General features: G+C 59.6%; 27 protein-coding genes, 1 tRNA gene and 1 riboswitch. Of the genes, 14 read left to right on the top strand and 14 right to left on the bottom strand.

The window, feature by feature from the left end; genetic code table 11:
- Positions 1-54: 54 nt before the first annotated feature.
- Both QD357_RS00470 and mgtE read right to left on the bottom strand, forming a co-directional pair.
- Positions 55-441: a MerR family transcriptional regulator gene (locus QD357_RS00470; RefSeq protein ID WP_104823169.1), complete on the bottom strand. Its 387-nt coding sequence runs from the start codon at positions 439-441 to the stop codon at positions 55-57.
- Between the two features lie 113 nt (positions 442-554).
- Complete coding sequence (gene mgtE, locus QD357_RS00465; RefSeq protein ID WP_107108093.1) at positions 555-1,982, bottom strand: magnesium transporter; 1,428 nt, start codon at positions 1,980-1,982, stop codon at positions 555-557.
- A gap of 176 nt (positions 1,983-2,158) precedes the next feature.
- On the opposite strand from mgtE, the gene QD357_RS00460 reads away from it, so the two are divergent.
- The gene (locus tag QD357_RS00460) at positions 2,159-2,653 is read left to right on the top strand and encodes a peptide deformylase (protein WP_107108094.1); all 495 of its coding nucleotides are present in this window, start codon (positions 2,159-2,161) and stop codon (positions 2,651-2,653) included.
- Positions 2,654-2,753: 100 nt separating this feature from the next.
- Here QD357_RS00460 and QD357_RS00455 read toward each other — a convergent pair whose 3' ends face one another.
- Positions 2,754-3,281, bottom strand: a complete 528-nt coding sequence (locus QD357_RS00455) for a hypothetical protein (protein ID WP_107108095.1) — start codon at positions 3,279-3,281, stop codon at positions 2,754-2,756.
- 1,301 nt (positions 3,282-4,582) lie between these two features.
- A tRNA-Leu gene (locus QD357_RS00450) sits at positions 4,583-4,667 on the bottom strand.
- A gap of 243 nt (positions 4,668-4,910) precedes the next feature.
- Here QD357_RS00450 and lipB point away from each other — a divergent pair.
- Positions 4,911-5,639 carry a lipoyl(octanoyl) transferase LipB gene (gene lipB / locus QD357_RS00445; protein WP_107108096.1) on the top strand — a complete coding sequence of 243 codons (729 nt, stop codon included), beginning with the start codon at positions 4,911-4,913 and terminating at the stop codon, positions 5,637-5,639.
- Here lipB and QD357_RS00440 read toward each other — a convergent pair.
- Entirely contained in the window at positions 5,636-6,058 is a 423-nt protein-coding gene (locus QD357_RS00440; protein ID WP_107108097.1) for a helix-turn-helix domain-containing protein, read from the bottom strand. The genes lipB and QD357_RS00440 overlap by 4 nt on opposite strands.
- Positions 6,059-6,281: 223 nt before the next feature.
- Here QD357_RS00440 and QD357_RS00435 point away from each other — a divergent pair, with 223 nt between their 5' ends.
- The 7 genes from QD357_RS00435 (at position 6,282) to sugE (ending at position 13,086) form a co-directional block, all read left to right on the top strand.
- Positions 6,282-7,217, top strand: coding sequence for a DMT family transporter (locus QD357_RS00435; RefSeq protein ID WP_107108098.1), 936 nt, complete (start codon positions 6,282-6,284; stop codon positions 7,215-7,217).
- Between the two features lie 80 nt (positions 7,218-7,297).
- Positions 7,298-9,307, top strand: coding sequence for an acetyl/propionyl/methylcrotonyl-CoA carboxylase subunit alpha (locus tag QD357_RS00430; RefSeq protein ID WP_107108099.1), 2,010 nt, complete (start codon positions 7,298-7,300; stop codon positions 9,305-9,307).
- Positions 9,308-9,408: 101 nt separating this feature from the next.
- Positions 9,409-10,536, top strand: a complete 1,128-nt coding sequence (locus QD357_RS00425; protein ID WP_414123936.1) for an S-(hydroxymethyl)glutathione dehydrogenase/class III alcohol dehydrogenase — start codon at positions 9,409-9,411, stop codon at positions 10,534-10,536.
- 122 nt (positions 10,537-10,658) lie between these two features.
- A complete protein-coding gene (gene gfa, locus QD357_RS00420; protein ID WP_183940787.1) occupies positions 10,659-11,234 on the top strand; it encodes an S-(hydroxymethyl)glutathione synthase in 576 nt (191 codons plus the stop codon).
- Positions 11,235-11,323: 89 nt separating this feature from the next.
- Complete coding sequence (locus QD357_RS00415; protein WP_183940790.1) at positions 11,324-11,788, top strand: YaiI/YqxD family protein; 465 nt, start codon at positions 11,324-11,326, stop codon at positions 11,786-11,788.
- A complete protein-coding gene (gene fghA / locus QD357_RS00410) occupies positions 11,785-12,618 on the top strand; it encodes an S-formylglutathione hydrolase (protein ID WP_183940793.1) in 834 nt (277 codons plus the stop codon). The genes QD357_RS00415 and fghA overlap by 4 nt, the downstream gene beginning before the upstream one ends.
- A gap of 153 nt (positions 12,619-12,771) precedes the next feature.
- Positions 12,772-13,086 (top strand): quaternary ammonium compound efflux SMR transporter SugE, encoded by a 315-nt coding sequence (gene sugE / locus QD357_RS00405; RefSeq protein ID WP_183940795.1) that lies wholly within the window; start codon positions 12,772-12,774, stop codon positions 13,084-13,086.
- Positions 13,087-13,099: 13 nt separating this feature from the next.
- On the opposite strand, the gene QD357_RS00400 is transcribed toward sugE, so the two are convergent.
- From QD357_RS00400 to QD357_RS00365, 8 genes are all read right to left on the bottom strand, one after another.
- Positions 13,100-13,486 (bottom strand): DoxX family protein, encoded by a 387-nt coding sequence (locus QD357_RS00400; protein ID WP_183940798.1) that lies wholly within the window; start codon positions 13,484-13,486, stop codon positions 13,100-13,102.
- Between the two features lie 139 nt (positions 13,487-13,625).
- Positions 13,626-14,018 (bottom strand): DoxX family protein, encoded by a 393-nt coding sequence (locus QD357_RS00395; protein ID WP_183940800.1) that lies wholly within the window; start codon positions 14,016-14,018, stop codon positions 13,626-13,628.
- 120 nt (positions 14,019-14,138) lie between these two features.
- The gene (locus QD357_RS00390) at positions 14,139-15,671 is read right to left on the bottom strand and encodes an acyl-CoA carboxylase subunit beta (protein WP_107108154.1); all 1,533 of its coding nucleotides are present in this window, start codon (positions 15,669-15,671) and stop codon (positions 14,139-14,141) included.
- A 62-nt stretch (positions 15,672-15,733) separates the two neighbouring features.
- Positions 15,734-16,210, bottom strand: a complete 477-nt coding sequence (locus QD357_RS00385; protein WP_107108155.1) for a hypothetical protein — start codon at positions 16,208-16,210, stop codon at positions 15,734-15,736.
- A 70-nt stretch (positions 16,211-16,280) separates the two neighbouring features.
- Positions 16,281-17,066, bottom strand: a complete 786-nt coding sequence (locus tag QD357_RS00380) for an ATP12 family chaperone protein (protein WP_107108156.1) — start codon at positions 17,064-17,066, stop codon at positions 16,281-16,283.
- 9 nt (positions 17,067-17,075) lie between these two features.
- Positions 17,076-17,729: an HAD-IA family hydrolase gene (locus tag QD357_RS00375; RefSeq protein ID WP_107108157.1), complete on the bottom strand. Its 654-nt coding sequence runs from the start codon at positions 17,727-17,729 to the stop codon at positions 17,076-17,078.
- Entirely contained in the window at positions 17,726-18,724 is a 999-nt protein-coding gene (locus QD357_RS00370; protein ID WP_107108158.1) for an RluA family pseudouridine synthase, read from the bottom strand. The genes QD357_RS00375 and QD357_RS00370 overlap by 4 nt, the downstream gene beginning before the upstream one ends.
- Positions 18,725-18,940: 216 nt before the next feature.
- Positions 18,941-19,474: a copper chaperone PCu(A)C gene (locus tag QD357_RS00365; RefSeq protein ID WP_107108159.1), complete on the bottom strand. Its 534-nt coding sequence runs from the start codon at positions 19,472-19,474 to the stop codon at positions 18,941-18,943.
- A 183-nt stretch (positions 19,475-19,657) separates the two neighbouring features.
- Positions 19,658-19,745, top strand: a riboswitch (glycine riboswitch).
- 141 nt (positions 19,746-19,886) lie between these two features.
- Between QD357_RS00365 and gcvT the strand changes: the two genes are divergently transcribed.
- The 5 genes from gcvT (at position 19,887) to QD357_RS00340 (ending at position 25,424) form a co-directional block, all read left to right on the top strand.
- On the top strand, positions 19,887-21,023 hold the full coding sequence (gene gcvT, locus QD357_RS00360; RefSeq protein WP_107108160.1) for a glycine cleavage system aminomethyltransferase GcvT: 1,137 nt from the start codon (positions 19,887-19,889) through the stop codon (positions 21,021-21,023).
- Positions 21,024-21,051: 28 nt separating this feature from the next.
- Entirely contained in the window at positions 21,052-21,414 is a 363-nt protein-coding gene (gcvH, locus tag QD357_RS00355) for a glycine cleavage system protein GcvH (protein WP_107108161.1), read from the top strand.
- A complete protein-coding gene (gene gcvP, locus QD357_RS00350; protein ID WP_107108162.1) occupies positions 21,414-24,278 on the top strand; it encodes an aminomethyl-transferring glycine dehydrogenase in 2,865 nt (954 codons plus the stop codon). The genes gcvH and gcvP overlap by 1 nt, the downstream gene beginning before the upstream one ends.
- A gap of 251 nt (positions 24,279-24,529) precedes the next feature.
- Entirely contained in the window at positions 24,530-25,138 is a 609-nt protein-coding gene (locus QD357_RS00345) for an alpha/beta hydrolase (RefSeq protein ID WP_107108164.1), read from the top strand.
- 25 nt (positions 25,139-25,163) lie between these two features.
- Entirely contained in the window at positions 25,164-25,424 is a 261-nt protein-coding gene (locus QD357_RS00340; protein WP_414123935.1) for an addiction module antidote protein, read from the top strand.
- Positions 25,425-25,445: 21 nt separating this feature from the next.
- Here the strand turns inward: QD357_RS00340 and sufA are convergent, their stop codons facing one another.
- Positions 25,446-25,835, bottom strand: a complete 390-nt coding sequence (gene sufA, locus QD357_RS00335; protein ID WP_104823195.1) for a Fe-S cluster assembly scaffold SufA — start codon at positions 25,833-25,835, stop codon at positions 25,446-25,448.
- Positions 25,836-25,906: the final 71 nt, after the last annotated feature.

Here is a 25,906-nt window from a genome sequence, read left to right as displayed (position 1 = left end):
ATTCTCGTTAGAATTGTGGCGGCGATGATGTGCCTTATGCTTTGACGGTAGTAATCAGGTCCCCACACCAATCTCAGCCAGGCGGCCGAGGCAGGCTTCTTCGACATTGTCGAGTTCGGTCAGCGTGTCTTCGATATCCTTGCGCTTCTGGCGCAGTTCCTCGCGCTTTTCGTCGACGCGCTTCATCAGGAGCTTCAACTGGCCGATCTCGCCTGGCGGCTCCTTATAGACCTGAATGATCTCGCGGATTTCGGCGATGGTGAAGCCGATGCGGCGGCCGCGCAGGATTTCCTGGATCAGACGGCGGTCGGCTGGCCGGAAAAGGCGCGTGCGGCCCCTGCGCTCGGGATGGATAAGACCTTCATCCTCGTAGAAACGCAATGTGCGGGTGGAAACGCCGAATTCCCGCGTCAGCTCCGTTATGCTATAAAACCTGTCCAACAATAGTCCGCCTCTCTGGTCCAGGGCCTATAATATTGACTTTTACGTAATAGTCAATTTCAGCCCGGCGGCGACGGACTTTCGATCTTCAAAGATGCCTTGAATTCAAAGGCCTAGCGGCCTAAGTGAATGGAAAACCACCAGGTTGCCAGACCCAGGAACGAAAAATATCCCGTACAATCCGTGACCGTAGTGACGAATGCCGACGAGGCAATGGCTGGGTCAGCGCCGAATCGGTGCAGCACCAAGGGCAGCAGGATACCGCCAAGGGCGGCCGCGACGAGATTGATGATCATTGCCGCGCCGATGACGATGCCGAGCTGGAAATCATGGAACCAGAAGGTAGCGATCGCACCCATGATGATCGCGAAGAGGATGCCGTTGAGAAAGCCGACGCCCGCCTCTCTCCGGATGACGCGGAAGGCATTGTAGATGTCGAGGTCGCCGGTTGCGAGCGCGCGCACGGTAACCGTCATCGTCTGTGTGCCGGCATTGCCGCCCATCGAGGCGACGATCGGCATCAGCACGGCAAGCGCAACCATTTTCTCGATAGCACCGTCGAAGACATCGATAATGCTGGATGCAAGTATCGCCGTGATCAGATTGACCGCCAGCCAGACAAAGCGTGAGCGCACCGTAGAGGTGATATTGTCGGACAGCTCTTCGTCGCCGACGCCGCCCAGGCGCTTGATGTCTTCGTCCGCCTCTTCATGGATGACGTCGACCACGTCGTCGATGGTCAATACACCGACGAGGCGGTCGTTTTCGTCGACGACAGCGGCAGACAGCAGGTCATATTGTTCGAAGACCTGCGCGGCCTCTTCCTGGTCCATCACGGCCGGAATCGGATGCGAGGTCTCGCGCATGATGCTCTCGACCTTCGTCTGCCGCTTGGCCCGCAAGATGCGGTCGAGATCGACGCTGCCGAGCAGCTTGAAAGTCGGATCGATGACGAAGATCTGGGTGAAGGCTTCCGGAAGCCCCTCCTCTTCGCGCATGTAGTCGATCGTCTGGCCGACCGTCCAGAACGGCGGCACGGCGACGAATTCCGTCTGCATGCGGCGGCCGGCTGAACTCTCGGGATAATCGAGGGCGCGCCGCAGCCGCACGCGCTCGGTGAACGGCAGTTGCGAGAGGATCTCGTCACGGTCTTCCTGGTCCAGGTCTTCGAGAATGTAGACGGCATCGTCCGAATCGAGCTCGCCGATGCCGGCGGCGATCTGGTCGTTCGGTAACTGGTCGACGATCTCCATACGGATCGCGTCGTCCACTTGCGTCAGCGCCGTCATATCGAAGTCGTCGCCGAGCAATTGCACCAGGGCCAAACGTTGATCGGCAGGCAGCGATTCCAAGAGGTCGCCGAGCTCCGATTCGTGCAGCCGGACGACATTTTGTTGCAGGAACGGAGTGTCGCCTCGCTCGATGGCGTCGTTGACCTCGGTCAGGAAATCGGAGCGGACAACACCGTCCTCGTCGTAGATGTCTGGATTGGTTTTCGTGGAGGCGTTGCGAGTGCGTTCGTCTTCGTCGGTCGTCGTCATTTGCCGCCTCCCTTCTTGCTTCTGTTCAAGGAGAATGACGGCAAAAAGCTGATTGTCAACAATTGGATAGGCGGGAAAGCTAACAATTTGTATCGCGTCTGTAAGACGGTGGCGCCCGCGGCGTCTTGCCCCTATCCTTAGGCCGCGAACATGTCGTCCCGTTAACAGAGAGTGCCGTGTCAGTCCGTCCCATTATCCGCTTCCCCGACCCCTTGTTGAAAACAGCCTGCGCTCCTGTCACCGTCTTCGACGACGGCTTGCACGGGCTCGCCGCCGATCTCCTGGATACCATGCGCGCCGCCCCCGGCGTCGGAATCACCGCCGCCCATATCGGCGTGCTTCAGCGCGTCACCGTGATCGAACTCAGCCGCGAGGACGGGGCTTGCACCTATATCAATCCGGAGATTATCTGGTTTTCCGAGGAGACGATGCGGCACATGGAGGGCAGCGTCTCCATGCCCGGCCTTACGGACGAGATCGTCAGGCCGAAAGCGATCCGCTTTCGCTATCAGGATATCGACGGTCACACTCACGAGGCCGAAGCCGAAGGCTTTCTTGCCATCTGCATCCAGCATGAAGTCGACCAGCTCGACGGTCTGTTCTGGCTGCAGCGGCTTTCGAAATTGAAGCGCGACCGGCTGGTGAAGAAATGGGAAAAAGCGAAGGCCTGATCCCCCGTCCCCATGCAAATGTGTCTGCGTATCAATGTCCGCACATAAAAATGCGGGCGCCCTTGAGGCGCCCGCCGGATTGTCTGCATGAAGCGGCAGATTAGCCCTTGAGCTTGGTGTTGCAGAGGCTGTAATAGCCGCCGCCCTTCTGGATCCACTTCAGGCCGTTAAGCGTGTTCTTGGCCTTGTTGTCGTTGTAGGCGTCGACGCAGGTGTGGAAGCGGCCCTTGCCGGGCGTTTCGCTTGCATACTTCGGATCGACAGCCTTCGGGAAGGTTACGCCAGCCGGCGCTGCAGTCGTTGCCTTCGGCGGCTCCTTGGCCGGCGGGTTGGCGGCATCCGGCTCATCGGTAGCAGGCTTGGCAGCCGCCGTCGTCTTGGCGGTGGTGGTGGTCTTTGCCGGCGCAGTGGTCGTCGGTGCCGTGGTGGCAGCACTTGCGTCAGCAGCGCACTGCGAAGCACGGAAATCATTCCACGTCTGGCCGTTCAGGGTGCCGGCTTGCTTGGCGGCCTGATACTTGGTGCTGCACTCTTTCATGGTCAGCGCAGAAGCCGGTGATGAGAGGGCCATCGAGCCCACAACTGCAAGAGACGCAAAAGACATCAACAGGATGGCACGACTGGTCATTGGCAAATCCTCCGCTCTATGACGAATGTCGAAACTATTAATCATCCCGCCCTTTCGATTGTCAATTGACGCACGAGTCGTGGGCGAGCAACGACACCATATGGGGAAGAACATGAACGGTAACTGTACGGAAATATCTATCGAAGATGGTATCATCCTCTGATGTGCAACTCTCAAAGGACGCGGCGGCGCCGATCGCCGGCAGGAGATGCCCAAATGATCGGCGAGACGAAACACCATCTGCCGCACCGCCGTTAACCTCGTCCATCAACCAATTTCGGAGGTTTCGATTGCGGCTACATTAACCGAATAGTAACCATCTTTCTTATTGCAAGCTTAGAGATGGAATACGAATGCCGCCTATTGAAATTCCTTTTGAATACAAAATCGAAACAAAAGAAGTGCGATTTGGCCGTTGGATCTATGTCATTCATTTGAACGAGGACAGAAGCCGGCCCAGCAGAAAATTTCGAACGCAGGAAGCTGCACTCGACGACGCTTACGAGATGCTCTCTTATATGCTCTGATCCATTATCGCGTCCGTACTCTGTGAGGATTCGAGAGAATGTTTTTGTCAAAAGGTTCCAATTGGTCTGGGCAGTAACACCGGTGCGAAAAAACCTGTCTCTTTTGTTTTTTATGGTGCTCTTGGCATTCAGCGCAACGTCCCAGGCCGCCACGGGAGATGACACGTCCTATAGACAGGATTCATCTGCCCGTGCGAGTGCCGCGCATCGCTTCCGGGCCACCCTACCGACAAGAGAGGGGCAAGTTTTTGCGGTCGATTCCGGCAAAGTCTGGTGCACCGGGAAATCTTCAAGGTTTCAGCACGACCAAGCGGTCTTCCCCGTCTTCTGCTCCGGCAATGAAATCGGCTCGGCAAAAGCGACCGTTAAGTGGGTACGCACTGGCACGTATCCCGAAGCCGAAATGAAGGTTGATTTTGCTGACGGCAAATCGCTTGGCTACAGTATTAGACGCGGCGCAAGCCCAAGGACCGCTTCCCAAGGCGTGCGCTGCACCGCCTGCTATAGGTGGCACAGGGGTTGCCTTGGCACTTTTGTGACTCGTCCGCATTTGTTGTGCGGATAGAATCAGGCCCGCCCTGGAGCCGAACGTGCTCCACAGGGAATGTAGGACACTGAAGCAGCGGCAGAAGACGAATTCGGCACGTCGAATCAAATCCGGAACGCTGAAAACTTGCACTTGGAGCAATCGAGAGGGTCAATGTGTCCCAAGCATTGTTCTAACGCGGGACACCGAACGCCAGAAAGCAAAAAACCCGCCGAAGCGGGTTTTCTTGGTGCGGTCGAGAAGACTCGAACTTCCACGGGTTGCCCCACAGCGACCTCAACGCTGCGCGTCTACCAATTCCGCCACGACCGCATCGTGGTAGGGCCGGATTGCTCCGGCGCGGCTGCATGTAGCAAAAGCATTCGGGGGGCACAAGAGCGATATGTCAGATTTTTTAACATTCCCACACAGCGCCCATGAGCGCGCCTTTGGATTCACGGCATCGGTCTCGTAGATGTTTGAATTCTTATCCAAATGGCTCCATATGTGGATAACCTATCGGCGCGCCAAATTTCCAAGAGAGCTGTCTGCCGAACAGGCGCAAAGGACTGGCTGATGCTACGCACCGATCTCCAACACCAAATGCTTCCGCTCGCCGGCTCGCCGCCCGTGCGCTGGCGTATCGCCGATGGACTCGTGCCCTATGACGAAGCGGTGGCGACCATGGAGAAGGAAGTGGCAGCGATCGGCGAAGGTCTGGCGCCGGAGCTTGTCTGGCTGGTCGAGCATCCGTCTCTATATACTGCGGGCACCAGCGCCAATGCGGCCGATCTCATCGAGCCCGATCGTTTTCCGGTCTTCGCGACCGGGCGCGGCGGCGAATATACCTATCACGGCCCCGGCCAGCGCGTCGCCTATGTCATGCTGGATCTGAAGCGCCGGCGCCAGGATATCCGCGCCTTCGTCGCAGCGTTGGAAGAAGTCATCATCAGGACCCTTGATTCGATGAATGTCCGCGGCGAGCGGCGTGAGGATCGTGTCGGCGTCTGGGTGCGCCGTCCGGAGAAACCGCTGCTGCCGGATGGCACCATGTCTGAAGACAAGATCGCCGCCCTGGGCATCCGTGTACGCAAATGGGTGACGTTTCACGGCCTATCGCTGAACGTCGATCCCGATCTCAGCCATTTCTCGGGCATCGTGCCCTGCGGAATTTCTGCTTATGGGGTCACCAGCCTCGTCGACCTCGGCTTGCCGGTGATGATGGCGGATGTCGATATCCGCCTGCGCGAAGCTTTCGAGCAGATATTCGGCGACACCGCCAATGAGAGCCTTAATGAGGCTTAGTGCGCGACGTCCTTGCTGACATTGCGTAGCCGGATTTGATGGTCGAGCCTTTCGATCTGCCGGGTCGTCGTCTCGATGAGCAGGCCGATTTCCTGATGTGCGGAGCGCAGGCGCGAAAGTTCGATTTTTACGGCTTCCAGGGCGCGTTGGTCGCTATCCTCTCCCGGTCCATCGCCGGTTCCGGTCATCAGCCAGCTCGGCGAAACGCCGAACATGGCGGCCATTTTGACCAGAACGGATGGTTGCGGTTCCGAGCGGTCCGATTCCCAGGCGATCATCGTCTCCTGCCTCACGCCCAATTGGCTTGCCAGCGATTCGAGGCTGATGCCAGCGGCGTCGCGGGCCATGGAAAGGCGCCCGCCCAGAGTATCGTCGCCTTCATCCGAAAAAACGGTCGTCTCTTGTTCCGTCTTCAACATCGGTGCGATCCTTGTTTTGGTCACGCCGGTAAGTTTTTGACGGCGCGCCCGCTTTTTCTAGCGGATTTACTTACCAGACATAGGTCTAGGGGCGTCATGCCGCCACCGCGATATGGCCGAATTGGGAAAGTCCGGCGTTTTGCGCCCAATGGTGTGATGAAATGGCAACGGAGCTTGATACCACATCTTGATCGGACGAGGTTCCTGTGTTTGATGGCCCGTCATGTCCCAAATATCAGCCGTCCCCGCCCAACAGAATCCGCTGCAAGGTATGGCCATCATGGCCAGTGCCATGATCGTGCTGCCGGTGATGGACGCAATCGCCAAATACATGGCAACCTTCGAGGCGATGTCGCCGGGACAGGTGACCTTCTATCGTTTCTTCTTCCAGCTCGTCTGCACCCTGCCGCCGCTCTTCGCCGTCTTCGGATGGGCCGCGCTTTCGGCCAAGCGACCCTGGATGAACCTGTTGCGCGGCGCGCTGCACGGCGCGGCAAGCCTGCTGTTCTTCGTGGCGGTGAAATACATGCCGCTTGCCGATGTCTTCGCGATCTATTTCGTCGAACCCTTCATCCTCACAGCCCTTTCGGCACTGTTTCTTGGCGATAAGGTCGGCTGGCGGCGCTGGCTGGCAATCGTGGTCGGCTTCGGCGGTGCGATGATCGTCATTCAGCCAAGCTTCGAGATTTTCGGCTGGAAGGCCCTGCTGCCGGTCGCCTGCGCCTTTCTCTACGCGCTTTATCTCTTCATGAACCGTGCCGTTGGCGAGGCGGATTCGCCGTTGACCATGCAGACGATGGCCGGAATCGGCGGCACGATCTTCATGGCAGGCGCGCTTTGGATAGGGGCATCGGCTGGCGTTGCCGATTTCACGCCGTCCCTGCCCGCTTCCTGGCTCGGCCTCGCATTGCTGCTGATTCTCGGCACGATCTCCGGCTATGCGCACATGCTGATCGTCCGCGCCTTTCGGCTGGCACCGCTATCGCTGCTGGCGCCCTTTCAATATTTCGAGATCATCTCGGCAACCATTTTGGGCTATGCGTTATTCGGGGACTTTCCGAATATTTCCAAATGGATCGGCATCCTGATCATCGTTGGATCGGGCCTCTTCATCATCTGGCGCGAGCGTGTTCAGTCGCGATCGATGAAATCGGCCTGAATACGCCCATCTTCCGCATGGACCGCCGGCGCGATTTATGGCTAAAACGCTGATAGGGCTATGCATTGGGCGGAGTTTCCATGTTCAAGAAAATCCTGATCGCCAACCGGGGCGAGATCGCCTGTCGCGTCATCAAGACGGCGCGTCGGATGGGGATCCTGACGGTGGCAGTCTATTCCGACGGCGATCGTGACGCCCTGCATGTCGAAATGGCCGACGAGGCCGTGCATATCGGTGCCGCCCCCGCGGCCGAAAGCTATCTCGTTGCCGAAAAGATCATCGCCGCCTGCGAGGAGACCGGCGCCGAAGCTGTGCACCCAGGCTATGGGTTCCTCTCCGAGCGCGCCTCCTTTTGCGAGGCGCTGGAGAAACAGGGCATCATCTTCATCGGTCCGAAGCCGAAGGCGATCAGAGCCATGGGCGATAAGATCGAATCGAAGAAATTCGCCAATGCCGCCAAGGTTTCCACCGTGCCCGGCTATCTCGGCGTTATCGACGATGCCGACCATGCCGAAAAGATCGCCGCCGAGATCGGTTATCCCGTGATGATCAAGGCTTCGGCCGGCGGTGGCGGCAAAGGCATGCGCATCGCCTGGAGTGACGACGAAGTGCGCGACGGTTTCGCGCGCGCACGCTCGGAGGCGAAAAGCTCCTTCGGCGACGATCGCGTCTTCATCGAGAAATTCGTGGTCGATCCGCGGCACATCGAAATCCAGGTGCTGGCGGATGGCCACGGCAATGTCGTCTATCTCGGCGAGCGTGAATGCTCGATCCAGCGCCGGAATCAGAAGGTTGCCGAAGAGGCGCCCTCGCCTTTCCTCGACGAGGCCACACGCAGAGCCATGGGCGAACAGTCCGTCGCACTCGCCAAGGCGGTCGATTACCAGAGCGCCGGGACGGTCGAGTTCATCGTCGACCGCGACCGCAATTTCTATTTCCTTGAGATGAATACCCGCTTGCAGGTCGAGCATCCGGTTACGGAGCTTGTCACCGGCATCGATCTTGTCGAACAGATGATCCGCGTCGCCGCCTGCGAAGAACTGCCTTTTGCCCAGGACGATATCAAGCTGAACGGCTGGGCGATCGAAAGCCGCCTCTATGCCGAAGACCCCTATCGAAATTTCCTGCCCTCGATCGGCCGGCTGACGCGCTATCGTCCGCCGCGCGAGGGCAAGAGCGGCAATACCATCATCCGCAACGATACCGGCGTCTTCGAAGGCGCTGAAATCTCCATGTATTATGACCCGATGATCGCCAAACTCTGCACCTGGGCGCCGACGCGGCTTGAAGCTGTCGAGGCTATGGGCGAAGCACTGGACGGTTTCGTCGTTGATGGCATCGAACATAACGTGCCGTTCCTGTCTGCACTGATGAAACATCCGCGCTGGCGCGAGGGCCGCCTTTCCACGGGCTTTATCGCCGAGGAATATCCGGACGGTTTCGCGCCGATGATGCCGGAGAAAAGCGAATCCGCAATACTTGCCGCCGTCGCACTCTCTTGTGGCCTTATCGATGCCAACCGCCGCGAACGTTATGCCGACAGGCTGCGGCCGGCGGCGGGGCCGCTGCGCGAACAGTGGGTGGTCAAGCTCGGCGCGGATTATGTTCCGGTGACGCTGCAGGATGGGCTCGTGACCATCCCATTCGAGATGGATATGCAGATCAACGGCGGGACTTTGGCGGTCGCGACCGATTGGCGTCCGGGCGATGCCGTCTGGGCCGGAACGGTCGGTGGTCGGAAAGTGACGGCGCAAATCCGTCCTTTCCTCAACGGGCTGCGCATCGACTGGCAGGGACTTTCGATCCGCGCCAAGGTCTTTACGCCGCGCCAGGCGGAACTCGACAAACTGATGCCGGTCAAACTGCCGCCGGATACGTCGAAGCTCCTGCTTTGCCCCATGCCTGGCCTCGTCGTCGCTATTGCCGTTGCGCAAGGCCAGGAGGTCAAGGCCGGCGAAACGCTGGCGATTGTCGAGGCGATGAAGATGGAGAACGTCCTGCGCGCCGAGCGCGACTTGGTCGTCGGCAAGATCAATGCGAAGCCGGGCGAGAGCCTTGCGGTCGACGCCGTGATCATGGAATTCGCCTAATCCGTATTCGCTACGAAACACCTGATTTTTCGCTTGAGCCATCCGGCGCGACCATGCCAATGTCGCGCTAATCAAATCATTAATTTAGGAGGGAGGAAACAATGGACGTACGCGCCGCCGTAGCCGTTGCCGCCGGTAAACCGCTGGAAGTCATGACCGTTCAGCTCGAAGGCCCAAGGGCCGGCGAAGTGCTGGTCGAGGTCAAGGCGACCGGCATCTGCCATACCGACGATTTCACGCTCTCAGGCGCCGATCCGGAAGGCCTGTTTCCGGCGATCCTCGGCCATGAAGGTGCCGGCATCGTCGTCGATGTCGGCCCCGGTGTCACCTCGGTGAAGAAGGGCGATCACGTCATTCCGCTTTATACGCCCGAATGCCGCGAATGCCCGTCGTGCCTGTCGCGCAAGACCAATCTCTGCACCGCGATCCGCTCCACCCAGGGCCAGGGGCTGATGCCGGACGGCACCTCGCGTTTTTCGATCGGCAAGGACAAGATCCATCACTATATGGGCTGCTCGACCTTCGCCAATTATACGGTGCTGCCGGAGATTGCCGTTGCCAAGGTCAACCCGGACGCCCCCTTCGACAAGATCTGCTACATCGGCTGCGGGGTGACGACCGGCATCGGTGCGGTCATCAACACCGCCAAGGTGGAGATCGGCGCAACCGCCATCGTCTTCGGTCTCGGCGGTATTGGCCTCAACGTCATCCAGGGTCTGAAGCTCGCCGGTGCCGACATGATCATTGGCGTCGATCTCAACAATGACAAGAAGGCCTGGGGCGAGCGCTTCGGCATGACGCATTTCGTCAATCCGAAGGAGGTCGGCGACGACATCGTGCCTTACCTCGTCAACATGACGAAGCGTGGTGCCGATCAGATCGGCGGGGCGGATTATACCTTCGACTGCACCGGCAATACCAAGGTGATGCGCCAGGCGCTGGAAGCCTCGCATCGCGGCTGGGGCAAGTCCGTTGTCATCGGCGTTGCCGGCGCCGGCCAGGAGATTTCGACGCGTCCGTTCCAGCTCGTCACTGGGCGTAGCTGGATGGGCACGGCCTTCGGTGGCGCGCGTGGCCGCACCGATGTTCCGAAGATCGTCGACTGGTACATGGAGGGCAAGATCCAGATCGATCCGATGATCACCCACACCATGCCGCTCGAAGACATCAACAAGGGTTTTGAGCTCATGCATTCGGGAAAGAGTGTCAGGGGCGTGGTGCTTTACTAAGACGATCGTCGATCAAGACGACGACACGGGAGAATGTCGCACGACTTTGAATAGCACACGGCCTTTTCGCAAATCGATCCAGATTTGGGGGCCGTGGGCAACCAAGGAGGAGGAAGCTGAACATGCCAAGTCAGGTATCGATACACCCGGCGCTCGACGGCGGAGTGAAGGCGGGACAGGCGAATTTCAGCGGTGGGACGCTGGTCTGCGCCTGCACCGATCGCCCGGTCAAAGTCGCCATCACCGGCGGGATTGCTCATAACCACGCCTGCGGCTGCACGAAATGCTGGAAGCCGAACGGCGCAGCCTTTTCGATCGTCGCCGTCACACCGCATGAAAACGTCAAGGTCCTGGAAAATGGCGACAAGCTCGCGGTCGTTGATCCCGACGCCTTGATCCAGCGGCACGCCTGCAAGGCGTGCGGCGTGCACATGTACGGCCCGGTAGAGCGCGACCATGCCTTCAAAGGTCTGGATTTCATTCATCCCGAGCGTTTTCAGGAGAGCGGCTGGCCCGAACCCACCTTCGCCGCGTTCGTCTCGTCGATCATCGAGTCGGGAACGCCGCCATCCGCCATGGCCTCCGTTCGCAGCCAGCTGAAGGAACTTCGCCTTGAGCCTTACGATTGCCTGAACCCAACGCTTATGGACGTTCTGGCAACCTGGGTGGCGAAAAAAGCGGGCACATTAAGGGAATAGGTCTGGCCCCTGATGGCGGACTTCGCTAAACCGCGACTGCGCGTTCGGCCGGATGCGCAGCGCTCTCCAATGAAGCAACTTCTGCTCCCATGATCTATGTCGATGCCGATGCCTGTCCGGTCAAGCCGGAAATTTTGAAAGTGGCCGAGCGCCACGGCATCGAGGTGACGCTCGTCGCCAATTCGGGCCTCAGACCCTCACGCGATCCGATGGTGAAGAATATTATCGTCTCCAACGCTTTTGACGCCGCCGACAATTGGATCGCCGAACATGCCGGTTCCGGCGACATCGTCGTCACGGCGGATGTGCCACTCGCCGGTCGCTGCGTCGCCTCCGGCGCGCTGGTGACCGGACCAACCGGCCGCATTTTTGACAATACCAATATCGGCATGGTCACCGCGATGCGCGATCTCGGCGCACATCTGCGCGAGACCGGCGAGAGCAAAGGCTACAATGCCGCTTTCTCGCCACGCGACCGCTCCGCCTTTCTCGAAACGTTCGATCGCCTTTGCCGGCGTGCCAAAGCTCATAATCCGCCTGGAGGTCAGCCTTGAACATCATTTCCCAGAACACCGCTTTCGGCGGCATGCAGGGTGTCTTTTCGCATGAATCGGAGGCCTGCCAGTGCGAGATGACCTTCGCGGTCTTCGTGCCGCCGCAAGCGATCAAGGAGCCCTGCCCGGTCGTCTGGTATCTCTCCGGTCTTACCTGCACGCATGCCAATGTGATGGAAAAAGGCGAATATCGCCGCATGGCCGCCGAACTCGGCCTGATCATTGTTTGCCCGGACACCAGCCCGCGTGGCAATGATATTCCTGACGAACTGACCAATTGGCAGATGGGCAAAGGCGCAGGCTTCTATCTCGACGCCATCGAAGAGCCCTGGGCCGAGAACTACCGGATGTACACCTACATCACCGAGGAACTGCCCGCCCTCGTCAGCCAGCAGTTCCGCATGGATATGAGCCGGCAAGGCATTTTCGGCCATTCCATGGGCGGCCACGGTGCGATGACGATTGCGCTGAAGAATCCGGATCGCTTCAAGAGCTGCTCTGCCTTTGCGCCGATCGTGCAGCCCTCGACCGCCGACTGGTCGGCGCCGGCGCTTGAGAAATATCTCGGTGCCGATAAGGCCGCCTGGCGCAAATACGACGCCTGTGCCTTGGTCGAGGACGGCGCACGTTTCCCGGAGTTTCTGATCGATCAGGGCAAAGCCGATGGCTTCCTCGAAACCGGCCTGCGTCCATGGTTGTTCGAAGAAGCGATCAAAGGCACCGGCATCGACCTGACGCTGCGCATGCACGAGCGCTACGATCACTCCTACTATTTCATCTCCAGCTTCATGGACGATCACCTCAAGTGGCATGCCGAACGGCTGGCGTGAAACGGGTGGCATAGCAGCCATGCGCTCCCCAACTTGAAAGAGCGATTCAACTGAGGCATATATTCCCCCGCGCAGACGACTGCGGCGGTCGGCACCGGATTTCCGGCCGTAAGACACCGCGGGGACGGCCTCGCTCTTAAAAAGGAGCGTAACATGGCTTGGTTCCTGCTTTTTCTCGCAGGTCTATTTGAAATCGGCTGGGCCGTCGGCCTGAAATATACCGATGGCTTCACACGGCCGATCCCAACGGGTCTCACCGTCATCTCTATGGTGGCGAGCGTCGTGCTGCTTGGCCTTGCGGTGAAGACCTTGCCGATGGGAACGGCCTACGCCGTCTGGACCGGTATCGGCACGGTCGGCACTGTCCTGCTTGGCATCTGGCTGCTGGGCGACCCCGCGACCCTCGTTCGCCTGTTCTGTATCGGCCTGATCGTAGCAGGCATTGCCGGACTCAAGCTCGTCGCCTGAGCCTTAATTGGCATCATGAGCGCTGGAGGTTGTCCAGCGCCCAGCGGCCCGGTCCCGCAAACACCATGTACAGGAAGATGAAGCAGAAGAGCACCGCGCCGTCGCCCTGATTGTTGGCAGGGAAAAAATCGATCGGCATGTGCACCATGAAATAGGCGAAGGCCATTTCACCGCTGAGGATGAAGGCGACGGGCCGGGTGAAGAGCCCGAGTAAAATCAGAATGCTGCCGATGAGTTCGATCACCCCGGCTACGAAAAACAGTGTCGAGATTTCAAAAGGTGCCGGGGGGAAATCGAAGAGCTTTTGCGTGGCGTGTTCGAAGAACAACAGCGCGGTCACGATTCTGAGGACCGCAAGGGCGGCGGGCTGATGCTGCGACAGGCGCTCGAAAACCGGCATGAAAATCTCCGTCTGAACTGAGAAGGCGGCCTGTACCTCTAGGGAATATGGTCGCTTTCTGCTGATATCGGAGTCAACACGCGAACGGCGAAATTATTCGCCGGGCTCGGAATGTCGATCCAAGCCCGGCGATTGCATGTTATTTGCTGCGATTGTCGACAGCCAGAGGGCCCGGGCCTGAGAAGATCAAGAACAGGAAGACGAAGCAGAACAGGATGGCTGCGTCGCCACCGTTGTTGACCGGGAAGAAGTCCTTCGGCTGATGCGCCATGAAATAGGCAACCGCCATATTGCCGGCCAGAATGAACGCAACCGGGCGCGTGAACAGGCCGAGGAAAATTGCCAGGCCGCCGAAGGCTTCCAGAATGCCCTGAACCAGCATCAGTGTCGGCAGCGGACCATCGCCATGACCACCAGCCGGGAAGCCGAAAAGCTTCTGCATCCCATGCTCCATAAACAGTAGGCCGATTATGATGCGCAGCACAGTCAAGGCATAAGGCTGATATTGATTCAAGCGTTCGGAAAGTGTCATATTTTACTCCAGTTTAGCTTTCTAGAGTCACCATTAGTTTGTATGTAGGCGAAGGTGAAGACACGGCTTCTGACACCCAATCAATTTTCCGTGTAGAATCCGTGACTTGTTGTCACATATTTAAAGGGGAATATTATCGTGCTTCTTCCAGGGATTGGTCAGATCCTTGTTGCGCAGCATTCTGAGCCCCTGTGCCAGCCGCCGCCGCGTCGAGTGCGGCATGATCACTTCGTCGATATACCCGCGCTCGGCGGCGACGAAAGGTGACAGGAAACGGTCCTCATACATCTTCGTATGCGCCGCAATCTTATCGGGATCGGCGATATCCTTGCGGAAGATGATCTCGACCGCGCCCTTGGCACCCATGACGGCGATCTGTGCCGTCGGCCAGGCATAGTTCAGGTCACCGCGAAGATGTTTCGACGCCATGACGTCGTAGGCGCCGCCGAAAGCCTTGCGAGTGATGACGGTGAGTTTCGGCACGGTGGCTTCGGCATAGGCAAAGAGCAACTTGGCGCCATGCTTGATCAACCCGCCATATTCCTGCGCGGTTCCCGGCAGAAAGCCGGGCACGTCGACAAAGGTGACGATCGGGATATTGAAGCAATCGCAGAAGCGCACGAAACGTGCCGCCTTGCGCGACGCGTCGCTGTCGAGCACGCCCGCCAGCACCATCGGCTGATTGGCGACGAAGCCGACCGTCGCTCCCTCGATGCGACCGAAGCCACAGACGATATTCTTGGCGAAGCTGGCCTGGATCTCGAAGAAATCGCCCTCATCCGCCACCTTCAGGATCAACTCCTTGATGTCGTAGGGCTTGTTGGCATTGGCCGGGATCAGCGTGTCGAGCGAGGCGTCGGGATCTGTGACCGATTGATAGCACTCGATCTCCGGGAGATCAGCGGTATTCGACTGAGGCAGGAAATCGATGAGCCGGCGCACCTGCAGCAGCGTGTCGATATCGTTGTCATAGGCAGCGTCGGCGATCGAGGATTTCGTCGTATGCACCGAGGCGCCGCCGAGCTGCTCAGACGTCACAGTTTCGTTGGTGACGGTCTTCACCACGTCCGGGCCGGTGACGAACATGTAGGACGTATCGCGCACCATGAAGATGAAGTCGGTCATAGCCGGCGAATAGACATCACCGCCGGCACAGGGGCCCATGATGATCGAGATCTGCGGAATGACGCCGGAGGAGAGCACGTTGCGCTGGAATACCTCGGCATAGCCGCCGAGCGCGGCCACGCCTTCCTGAATTCGCGCGCCGCCGGCATCATAGATACCGATAATCGGCGCGCGGTTTTTCAGCGCCATGTCCTGGACCTTCATGATCTTCTCGGCATGCGCTTCCGAAAGCGAGCCGCCGAAAACCGTGAAATCCTTGGCGAAGAGGAAAACGGTGCGGCCATTGACGGTGCCCCAGCCGGTGACGACGCCGTCGCCGGCGATCTTGGTCTTGTCCATGCCGAAATCGATCGAGCGATGTTCCACGAACATGTCAAACTCTTCGAAGGAGCCTTCATCGAGGAAGATTTCGATACGTTCGCGCGCCGTCAGCTTGCCGCGTGCATGCTGCGCATCGATACGCGCCCGCCCGCCTCCGAGCCTTGCGATCTCACGGCGACGTTCCAATTCCTGCAGGATCTCTTTCATGATGGCCCTCTTCTCCGCTTATCCGGCTTAGCATGGCCTAGCCGCCGTTTGAAGCCGTCGGCTCAGTTCACCAACGATGGCGTCTTCAGCACGAAGATGGAGCGGATGCGGGCAGCGATGTCCTCGGCCATCAGATTGTCGGCCGCAATCGGGTCCGGAGTGAAATTCGACGTATCGAAGGAAGCAATGGCAAGCACGGCGCCGGTATCGACCGAAGCGGCGTCGATATTGACCTTGGCCGTGTTGCGGTCGTGGTTGAAGCTCCCTGCCTTGCGAACGTCCGTCAGGCGGATGGTGAGCGCCACCTTCGGCAAGGGTGTATCGCGGGTCGTCACGGCGATGGCGGCATTGACGCGTTCGTTGAGGCCCGAAATCAGCGCAGGAGAAACAGGCGGCACAGCCTGATCGGCAACGACGGTGGCACTGCGTACGTCATAGGCCGGGATTGACGGCTTCGGCGTGAGCGACCAGCTCGAGCATGCCGCCAGCGCCAAACATCCTGCGAGCGCCGATACCGCACCCGACCTCAACGATACCATGATTCGCGTCCCGAAATTCCCAACCCGTGAGATGCAGAGTTCGATATAACGGACTGGAAATCAACAATATTCAACTACGAAGCGCGGAAAAAACATCCGTGGCCGCCTGAAACTCTTCGAAGCGCTGGGCGCGGCGCTGCTCTGCCTCGTCGTCGCGGCCCCAATGTTCGATCGTCCAATCCTCGTCGAGATGGGCGAGCGACCACACCTCGTCGAGCGGCAGCCGGCCTTCGGCGAAAGCGAGTGCCAGGATCGCCGAGCCCGTCAGCGTCGTGATCGTGTGCAGGCTGGCGAGTTCTAGCGGCGTGTCATATTTGCGCAGCGTCACGGCAAACGCGGCAATCGCTTCGCGGGGCTGCTCCTGATGCATGACGCCTTCGGCCAGGATGAAACGGGCACCGAGTTCGTGCGCGGCCCAATCGATCAGCGGGTTCCACTGCTCCGATTGCCGCTCTACCAAGCGCTCCGGCCCATCGGCACGATAGCAAAGCATGTCGCTGGAGGAAAAGCGCAGGATGTCCTCGAATACCGCCTGGCTATCGGTTGCCACACCATCGAGCGCCGTGTTGACCAAGCGCGTCACCGGCATGATGGCCGGATCGATGACCTCGACCTGCCGCGCCCACTCGGCTGCGACCAGCTTTGCCAGCGCCTCGGTCGGCACGGCGAGTGATCGGCGGGCGGGCGTCTTGACCACCTTGCCGTCCAGCTCGATCACATGGCCGTCTTCGCTCTCGCGGATACTCACATCCTTGTAGAAACGCTTCGGCAGCGGCTTCTTCATCTGGATCTGTGCCCGGCGGATGGGGTCGGGATGGCTCAGGTCTTCGGAAAGGTCGTTCAACAGGTCGCGCATGGCGTCACCTCACAGAATATGGCTCAACAGGTCGTTCGGGTGATGGGCGATCGTGTCGGCGCCTGCCGCCAGCAGTTCTTCCACTGACGCATAACCCCAGGCCACACCGATAGCAGTCGCACCCGCCGCTTTCGCCATCTGCATATCGTAGACCGCATCGCCGATCACGATCGTATCATGCGGGTCCATGCCCGTCTCGCTGCAGCATTCCGTGACCATCGCGGGATGTGGCTTCGAGGGGCAATCATCGGCGGTGCGCGAGACCACGAAATAGGGCGTAAAGCCATTCACTTCAAGAATATGCGTCAAGCCGCGGCGGGACTTGCCGGTCACGGCACCGATCAGCAATTCATCGTGGGCGGCCAGTGTTTCGATCAGCGGTCTGATGCCGTCGAAAAGCGGGGTCTGCATATCCCCTTCGTCGCGCACGCCGGTAAAGATCGACTTGTAATGCGCCGTCATCGCGATCGCCTCGTCATCGACATGCGGCTTGCCCTGCATGCGTGCAATGGCGATATCCAACGTCAGGCCGATGACCGACTTGGTGGAGGCGACATCGGGACGCTTGTAGCCGAAATCGACGAAAGTGCGCGCCATGACTTCGTGGATCAGCCGGGCGCTGTCGACCAGCGTCCCGTCGCAATCGAAAAGCACCAGCCTCATTCGTCGTCCGGCTCCCCTGCCGATGCCTCGTCAAAGCCGAGGAGGTTCCAGGTCTGTACCATATGCGGCGGCAGCGGCGCGGTGACGCGCAGGCGCCCGCCATTCGGATGCGGGATATCGATATGACGAGCATGCAGATGCAACCGCTTCTGAACGCCGCCTGGAAAATCCCAATTCGGATCGTCCTCGAAATATTTGGGATCGCCGATGATCGGATGGCCGATATGCAGCGCATGGACGCGGAGCTGGTGCGTGCGGCCGGTATAGGGCTCCATTTCCAGCCAGGCGAGACGCTGGGCGGCGGTTTCGACGACACGGTAAAAGGAGACCGCGTGATCGGCGCCCTCCTCACCATGCTTGGCGATGCGCATCCGGTCGCCATCGGCGGTGGCTTCCTTCACCAGCCAGGTCGAGATCTTGTCCTCGTGCTTGCGCGGCACGCCCTTCACCAGCGACCAATAGGTCTTCTTGGTGTCGCGCTCGCGGAAGGCGGCCGTCAGCTTCTGCGCGGCACCACGGGTGCGGGCGACCACGAGGACGCCTGAGGTGTCGCGGTCGAGGCGATGCACCAGACGCGGCTTCTCGCCCTTCTGGCTCGTCCAGGCTTCCAGCATCTTGTCGATATGGCGGCTGACGCCTGAGCCGCCCTGCACGGCAAGGCCGGCCGGCTTGTTCAGCACATAGACCTTGTCGTCCTCATGCAGCAGCATACGCGCCAAAAGCTCGGCATCGCCGGAATGCTTCAGCTCCTTGCCGGCAATGGGGCCGCTCTTCGACGCCTTGGCATCGACGTCGAGCGGCGGCACACGCACCATCTGTCCCGGCTGCACACGCGCGTCCGTCTTCACGCGGCCGCCGTCGACGCGTACCTGGCCGGAGCGCATCAGCTTCTGCAACTGGCCAAAGCCGAGCCCTGGAAAATGTACCTTGAACCAGCGGTCGAGGCGCATGCCAGCCTCGTCGGGCTCGACCTTTATATGCTCAATCCCGGCCATTCGTCTTCTTTCAAGAACCGCGACATGATTCCAAAGCGCGAAACGGTTTCGGACAAGATCATGCCAAATCAAAGGACTGGGGCAGCCTTGCCCCAAGGGGCCGGGTCATCCCGGCCTTTTGAGGTGGCTTTAGAGCATTTCGACGAAAAGTGGAAACCGGAATTATCTACGGGCGGGAATTTTGTGTCAGCGATGCATCCCGGCGCCCCGCAAACCTCATTTTGCGTTCGGCGCAACCACCGGCAGGTCGATATCGACCATACCCGCCTTATCGAACATCAGCATCACCGGCACCGTGCCGCCCTGCTTGAATGGCGTCTTCACCTGCTTGAACATCATGTGCATGCTATTTGGCGAAAGCGTCACGGTGGCGCCGGCGGGAATGGCGATGCCTTCCTTGATTTCCCGCATCTTCATCACCTCGCCTTGCATCTTCATCTCGTGCAGTTCCACCTTCCCGGCGGCAGAAGAGGTCACGGACGTCAATTTGTCGTCGCTGCTGCCGCCATTGTGGATGGTGATGTAGCCGCCACCGACAGGCTGGCCGGGCAGCATGGCGCGAACATAACCGCCGCTGATGTCGAGGTCGCCGAGCTTGGCTGCCGCCGAACCCGCCGGCGCCTTGCCCGCATCCATGTGCATCCCGGGCATTTTGCTCATGTCATTGCTCTGCTGGGCCATGGCGGTCGCAGCGGAGAAGGAAAGTGCGGTCGCCGAAATCAGCAATGCGGCGGCGATTTTACGGTTCATCATTGTCTCCTGCCCGGCTCCTCTATTCAACTCATGGGATAGCCTCTCGAAGCGGGATTGCAAAGTCCCCTGCATCGATCGGTCGCGCACATCTGCATTTGCTCAAACAAAGGACACGACAAAAATTTGTTTCAGGGCGACATTTGCCCCTTGCCATCTTTAGCGTCTACCAGATAATGGCACTCAACCCTGTTGGGAGAATCCGGTGCAAGCCGGTGCCGAAGGAGCAACCGCCCCGGAAACTCTCAGGCCAAAGGACCAACAAGGGGCAGACGGAACTCTGGAGAGAAGCGCGCAAGCGCTCGCCGAAGGGATAACAATCTCAGGCAAACAGACAGAGGGGGCTCATCGTAAGGCGCAGCCGCGCCGAAATTTTGAGCTCTGCGCTAAGCGCAAACCCCGGAGGCGTCATTTGGACGAGACCGCTGCCCTCAAGAAAACACCCCTTCACGCCCTGCATCTGTCGTTCGGTGCTCGTATGGTGCCGTTCGCCGGCTATGACATGCCGGTTCAATATCCTGCGGGCGTGCTCAAAGAGCATCTCTGGACGCGCTCATCGGCCGGCGTGTTCGACGTCTCTCATATGGGGCAAGTTACGATCCGTGCCCGTTCCGGCAAGTATGAGGATGCCGCACTGGCGCTGGAAAGCCTTGTGCCGGTCGATATTCTCGGGCTTCCCGAAGGTCGTCAACGCTACGGTTTCTTCACCGATGATAACGGTGGCATTCTTGACGATCTGATGATCACCCACATGGACGACTATCTTTTCGTGGTCGTCAACGCCGCCTGTAAGGATGAAGATCTCAAGCATCTTCAAGATCATATCGGCGATAGCTGCGAAATCACTTTACTTGATCGCGCGCTGCTCGCACTGCAGGGACCGCGTGCCGTTTCGGTTCTCGCCGAACTCTGGGCCGATCTCGCCCATATGAAGTTCATGGATGTCCGCCATTGCCGCCTGCATGACGTTTCCTGTCTCGTCTCCCGTTCCGGCTATAGCGGCGAAGACGGCTTTGAGATTTCCGTACCGGTCGACAAGGCCGAGGATATTGCCAAGCGGCTGCTGGAGCATCCCGATGTCCAGCCGATCGGCCTCGGCGCCCGTGACTCCCTGCGTCTCGAAGCCGGGCTCTGCCTTTATGGTAACGATATCGACCAGACGACGACGCCGGTGGAAGCCGCGCTCGAATGGGCAGTCCAGAAGACCCGCAAAACCGGCGGTGCCCGCGCCGGCGGTTTTCCCGGCGCCAGCCGCATCCTTGCAGAGCTTGACAGCGGCGCATCGCGCCGCCGCGTCGGTCTGAAGCCGGAGGGCAAGGCGCCGGTACGCGGCCACGCCAAGCTTTATGCCGACGCCGAGGGCAAAACCGAGATCGGCGAAGTCACCTCCGGCGGCTTCGGTCCGAGCGTCGAAGGACCTGTGGCCATGGGCTATGTGCCCGTCGGTTTCGCCGCGCCGGGGACGCAGATCTATGCCGAGGTTCGCGGCAAATACCTGCCGGTCACCGTCTCTACCCTGCCCTTCGTCACCCCCACCTACAAACGCTGAAAACGTCATATTCCAGAGAGGATCCTCCATGCTGAAATTCACCGAAGAACATGAGTGGCTCAACATTGAAGGCGATGTCGCGACCGTCGGGATTACGGCGCATGCCGCCGAACAGCTCGGCGACCTCGTTTTCGTGGAATTGCCCGAGGTCGGCGCCAGCTTCTCCAAGGGAGACGATGCCGCGACCGTCGAATCCGTCAAGGCGGCCTCCGAGGTCTATTGTCCGCTCGACGGCGAGATCACCGAGATCAACGAAGCCATCACCGCCGATCCGGCGCTCGTCAATTCCGACCCGATGGGTGCCGGCTGGTTCTTCAAGCTAAAGCTTAGGAATATCGCTGATGTTGATGGTTTACTGGATGAATCCGGCTACAAGGAGCTCATCGCGTAATGAATACGCCTACGGAATTCACATTCACGGATTACCAGCCCTACGATTTCGCCAATCGCCGCCATATCGGCCCGTCTCCATCCGAAATGGCCGACATGCTGAAGGTAATCGGCTATGGCAGCCTCGACGGGTTGATCGATGCGACGCTGCCGCCCTCCATCCGTCAGAAGGCGCCGCTCACCTGGGAGGCGCCGATGACCGAACGCGAGGCGCTCGACAAGCTGCGCGAGACCGCCAACAAGAACAAGGTGCTCGTCTCGCTGATTGGTCAGGGCTATTACGGCACGATCACGCCACCCGTCATCCAGCGCAACATTCTGGAAAATCCGGCCTGGTACACGGCCTATACGCCCTACCAGCCGGAAATCAGCCAGGGCCGCCTCGAGGCACTGCTGAATTACCAGACGATGATCTGCGATCTGACAGGCCTTGATGTTGCCAATGCCTCGCTGCTTGATGAAGCGACCGCTGCCGCCGAAGGCATGGCGATGGCAGAGCGCGTGGCGAAATCCAAAGCCAGGGCCTTCTTCGTCGACGCGGATTGCCATCCGCAGACCATCGCATTGATCAAGACCCGCGCCGAGCCGCTCGGCTGGACCGTCGTCGTCGGCAATCCCTTCACCGATCTCGATCCCGTCGATGTCTTCGGTGCCATTTTCCAATATCCGGGTACACATGGTCACATCAATGACTTCACCGGCCTGATCTCAAGGCTGCATCAGACCGGCGCCATCGCCGTCGTTGCCGCCGATCCGCTGGCGCTGACGCTGCTGAAATCGCCCGGCGAAATGGGTGCGGATATCGCCATTGGCTCATCGCAGCGCTTCGGCGTGCCGGTCGGCTATGGCGGTCCGCATGCCGCTTACATGGCCGTCAAGGACGCCTATAAGCGCTCCATGCCCGGCCGCCTGGTCGGCGTTTCCGTCGATGCCCGCGGCAACCGTGCCTATCGCTTGTCGCTGCAGACGCGCGAACAGCATATCCGCCGCGAAAAGGCGACGTCGAACATCTGCACCGCACAGGTGCTGCTCGCCGTCATGGCGTCCATGTATGCCGTCTTCCACGGTCCCCAGGGCATCAAGGCTATTGCCCAGCAGGTGCATCAGAAGGCCGTATTGATGGCAAAGGGGCTGGAAAAGCTCGGCTACAAGATCGAACCGGAGACCTTCTTCGACACGATCACCGTCGAGGTCGGTCACATGCAAGGCCTGATCCTGCGCGCGGCTGTCGCCGAAGGCGTCAATCTGCGCAAGGTAGGCGAAACTAAGATCGGCATGAGCCTCGACGAGCGCTCGCGTCCGGCAACGCTCGAAGCGGTCTGGCGTGCGTTCGGCGGCAACTTCCGTCTCGCCGACTTCGAATCCGGCTATCGTCTTCCAAAGAATATGCTGCGCGCCAGCGAATATCTGACGCATCCGATCTTCCACATGAACCGTGCCGAAAGCGAGATGACCCGCTATATCCGCCGGCTCTCCGACCGCGATCTGGCGCTCGACCGCTCCATGATTCCGCTCGGCTCCTGTACGATGAAGCTTAATGCAACGGCTGAGATGTTGCCAATAAGTTGGCCGGAATTCTCGGATATTCATCCTTTCGTCCCGGCCGACCAGGCGCTCGGTTATCGCGAGATGATCGATGACCTGACGGAAAAGCTCTGCGCGGTGACGGGCTATGACGCCTTCTCCATGCAGCCGAATTCCGGCGCGCAGGGCGAATATGCCGGCCTGCTCACCATTCGCAACTACCACATCGCCAATGGCCAGGGCCACCGCGACATCTGCCTGATCCCGACCTCGGCGCACGGCACCAATCCGGCATCCGCACAGATGGCCGGCATGAAGGTGGTCGTCGTCAAAGTCAGCGATGACGGCGATATCGACATGGCGGATTTCCGTGCCAAGGCTGAGCAATACGCTGATAATCTCTCCTGCTGCATGATCACCTATCCGTCGACGCACGGCGTCTTCGAAGAGACGGTGAAGGAGATTTGCGATCTTGTGCATATGCACGGCGGTCAGGTCTACCTCGATGGCGCCAATATGAACGCCATGGTCGGCCTCTCCCGTCCCGGCGACATCGGTTCCGATGTCAGCCACCTGAACCTGCACAAGACCTTCTGCATTCCGCATGGCGGCGGCGGTCCCGGCATGGGTCCCATCGGCGTCAAGGCGCATCTGGCGGCACACCTGCCCGGGCATCCGGAGACGGACGGTCGCAGTGGCGCGGTGTCTGCGGCGGCTTTCGGATCGGCTTCAATCCTGCCGATCTCCTGGAGCTATTGCCTGATGATGGGCGGCGAAGGGCTGACACAGGCGACGAAGGTTGCGATCCTCAACGCCAACTACATCGCGGCGCGGCTGAATGGCGCTTACGACGTGCTCTATAAGTCGAAGACTGGCCGTGTGGCGCATGAATGCATCATCGACACGCGTCCGCTGGTCGACAGCGCCGGCGTCACGGTCGACGATGTTGCCAAGCGCCTGATCGATTGCGGCTTCCACGCCCCGACCATGAGCTGGCCTGTTGCCGGCACGCTGATGATCGAGCCGACCGAATCAGAGACCAAGGCCGAGCTTGACCGGTTCTGCGAGGCGATGCTGGCGATCCGCGAGGAAGCCCGCGCCATCGAAGAAGGCCGGATGGATAAGACCGACAACCCGCTGAAAAACGCGCCGCACACGGTCGAGGACCTCGTCGGCGAATGGAACCGGCCCTATTCCCGCGAACAGGCCTGCTTCCCGCCGGGTGCCTTCCGGGTCGACAAATACTGGTCGCCCGTCAATCGTGTCGATAATGTCTACGGCGATCGAAACCTCATCTGCACCTGCCCGCCAGTAGAGGCCTACGCTGAAGCCGCGGAGTAAATGTTTCCAAAAAAGCGAAGCGGCTCAGCCGCTTCGCTCATGGCCGACATAAATCTATCGCGAAAAATCACTATGACAGCGCCGCGTGTCCGATCGGACGCGCGGCGTTTTTGACAATGCATGTCGCGCAAAAGTGTGCGGCGGTTTTGCGAAAACGACCTGCACAAACAAGGAGCTAAAGCGCGGGAGCGAATCTGAAAGATCGCGACGAGCTTTAGCGCGACGAAAGACGGCGCTGGAAGTCGGATATCATGCCGGAACTGCCAGAATTTCATCTCATTGCCGGACGGGAAGGTTCTTCCTTTCCGCCGCTTCTTCTGCTGCATGGCAGCAGCGGAAGTGAGGCTGACCTCATTCCTCTTGCCGATGAGATGGCGCCGCAGCGACCCTATATGTCCTTGCGTGGCGCCGTGGAATGGGAAGGCGGTTTTGCCTTCTTTCGCCGCAATCCTGATCGTAGTCTCGACTATGACGATCTCGGCTTGCAGACGGAGTTGCTCTGTCGGTTCATCGCCGGGCTCATGCTGAAGCAAGCGCCGATCCTCCTTGGTTTTTCCAATGGGGCGATCATGGCCACGTCGATTCTACGCTCTCAACCGAGCTTGGCCTCTGGAGCCATCTTGCTGCGCCCACTTTCTCCGGCACCAGAGGCGGCTTTTCCGCCAATGACTGGCCTGCCGGTCCTAATCATTGCAGGCGAACACGATCAGCGCCGGGAAGCCGCTGACGCCGTGCTCGTCAAAAATCAATTTGAGAACTGCCACGCAGATGTCAGCGCCTATGTGCTGCCCACGGGACATGGCTTGCATGCAAGCGAGCCCGCTCTCATCCGCGACTGGCTTATACGGAAAGGCATATAGGATGGATGAGGAAAGCCCCATCAGCATGGACGCTATAGACGGCTATATTGCAGCCGCTTTCGAAACCGACGATCCCTCCTCTATAGCCAAGGCACTTGGCGCCGTGGCGCGAACGCGCAACATGAGCAAGCTTGCCAAGGACGTCGGCATGAACCGCTCGGCGCTCTATCGCGCGCTCAGCGGCGACGGAAATCCGGAATTTGCGACGATTCTGAAGGTCGTGAAGGCGCTTGGCCTGACATTGACGCCGGTGCCGGTGATCGACCGGAAATCGGACGCCGCCTGATACAAGGCGGCGTAAGGATGCTCAGACAGCCGGAGCCGCCTGACGCTGTGCCGCCAAAGCAGCGAGATCGGCGGGCTTCAACTCGACGGATTCGCCGCAGCCGCAGGCCGATGTCTGGTTGGGATTGGTGAAGGTGAAACCGGAGCGCAGCGTCGTGGTTTCAAAGCCCATTTCGGTGCCAAGCAGATAAAGCACCGCTGACGGCTCCACCCAGACCTTGGCGCCGTTGCGCTCGATCAGGTCGTCCTTGGCATTCGGTTCGGTTACGAGGTCGATGGTATATTCCATCCCGGCGCAGCCGCCCTTCTTGATGCCGACGCGAACGCCCTTAGCATCAGGACCGGAATTCTCGACGATTGCCTTGACGCGCGCCGCAGCGTCATCCGTCATGCTCATCACTGCAAAGCCCATGGGCTTATTCTCCTCTGGCATCGGCCCGAAAAGTGGATCCGGTTTTCGGATCAGCCGATGCCCACTTAAAT

Source organism: Rhizobium sp. BR 317, assembly GCF_047445835.1.
GTDB classification, from domain to species: domain Bacteria; phylum Pseudomonadota; class Alphaproteobacteria; order Rhizobiales; family Rhizobiaceae; genus Rhizobium; species Rhizobium paranaense.
This window is presented reverse-complemented; position numbering and strand designations above follow the sequence as displayed.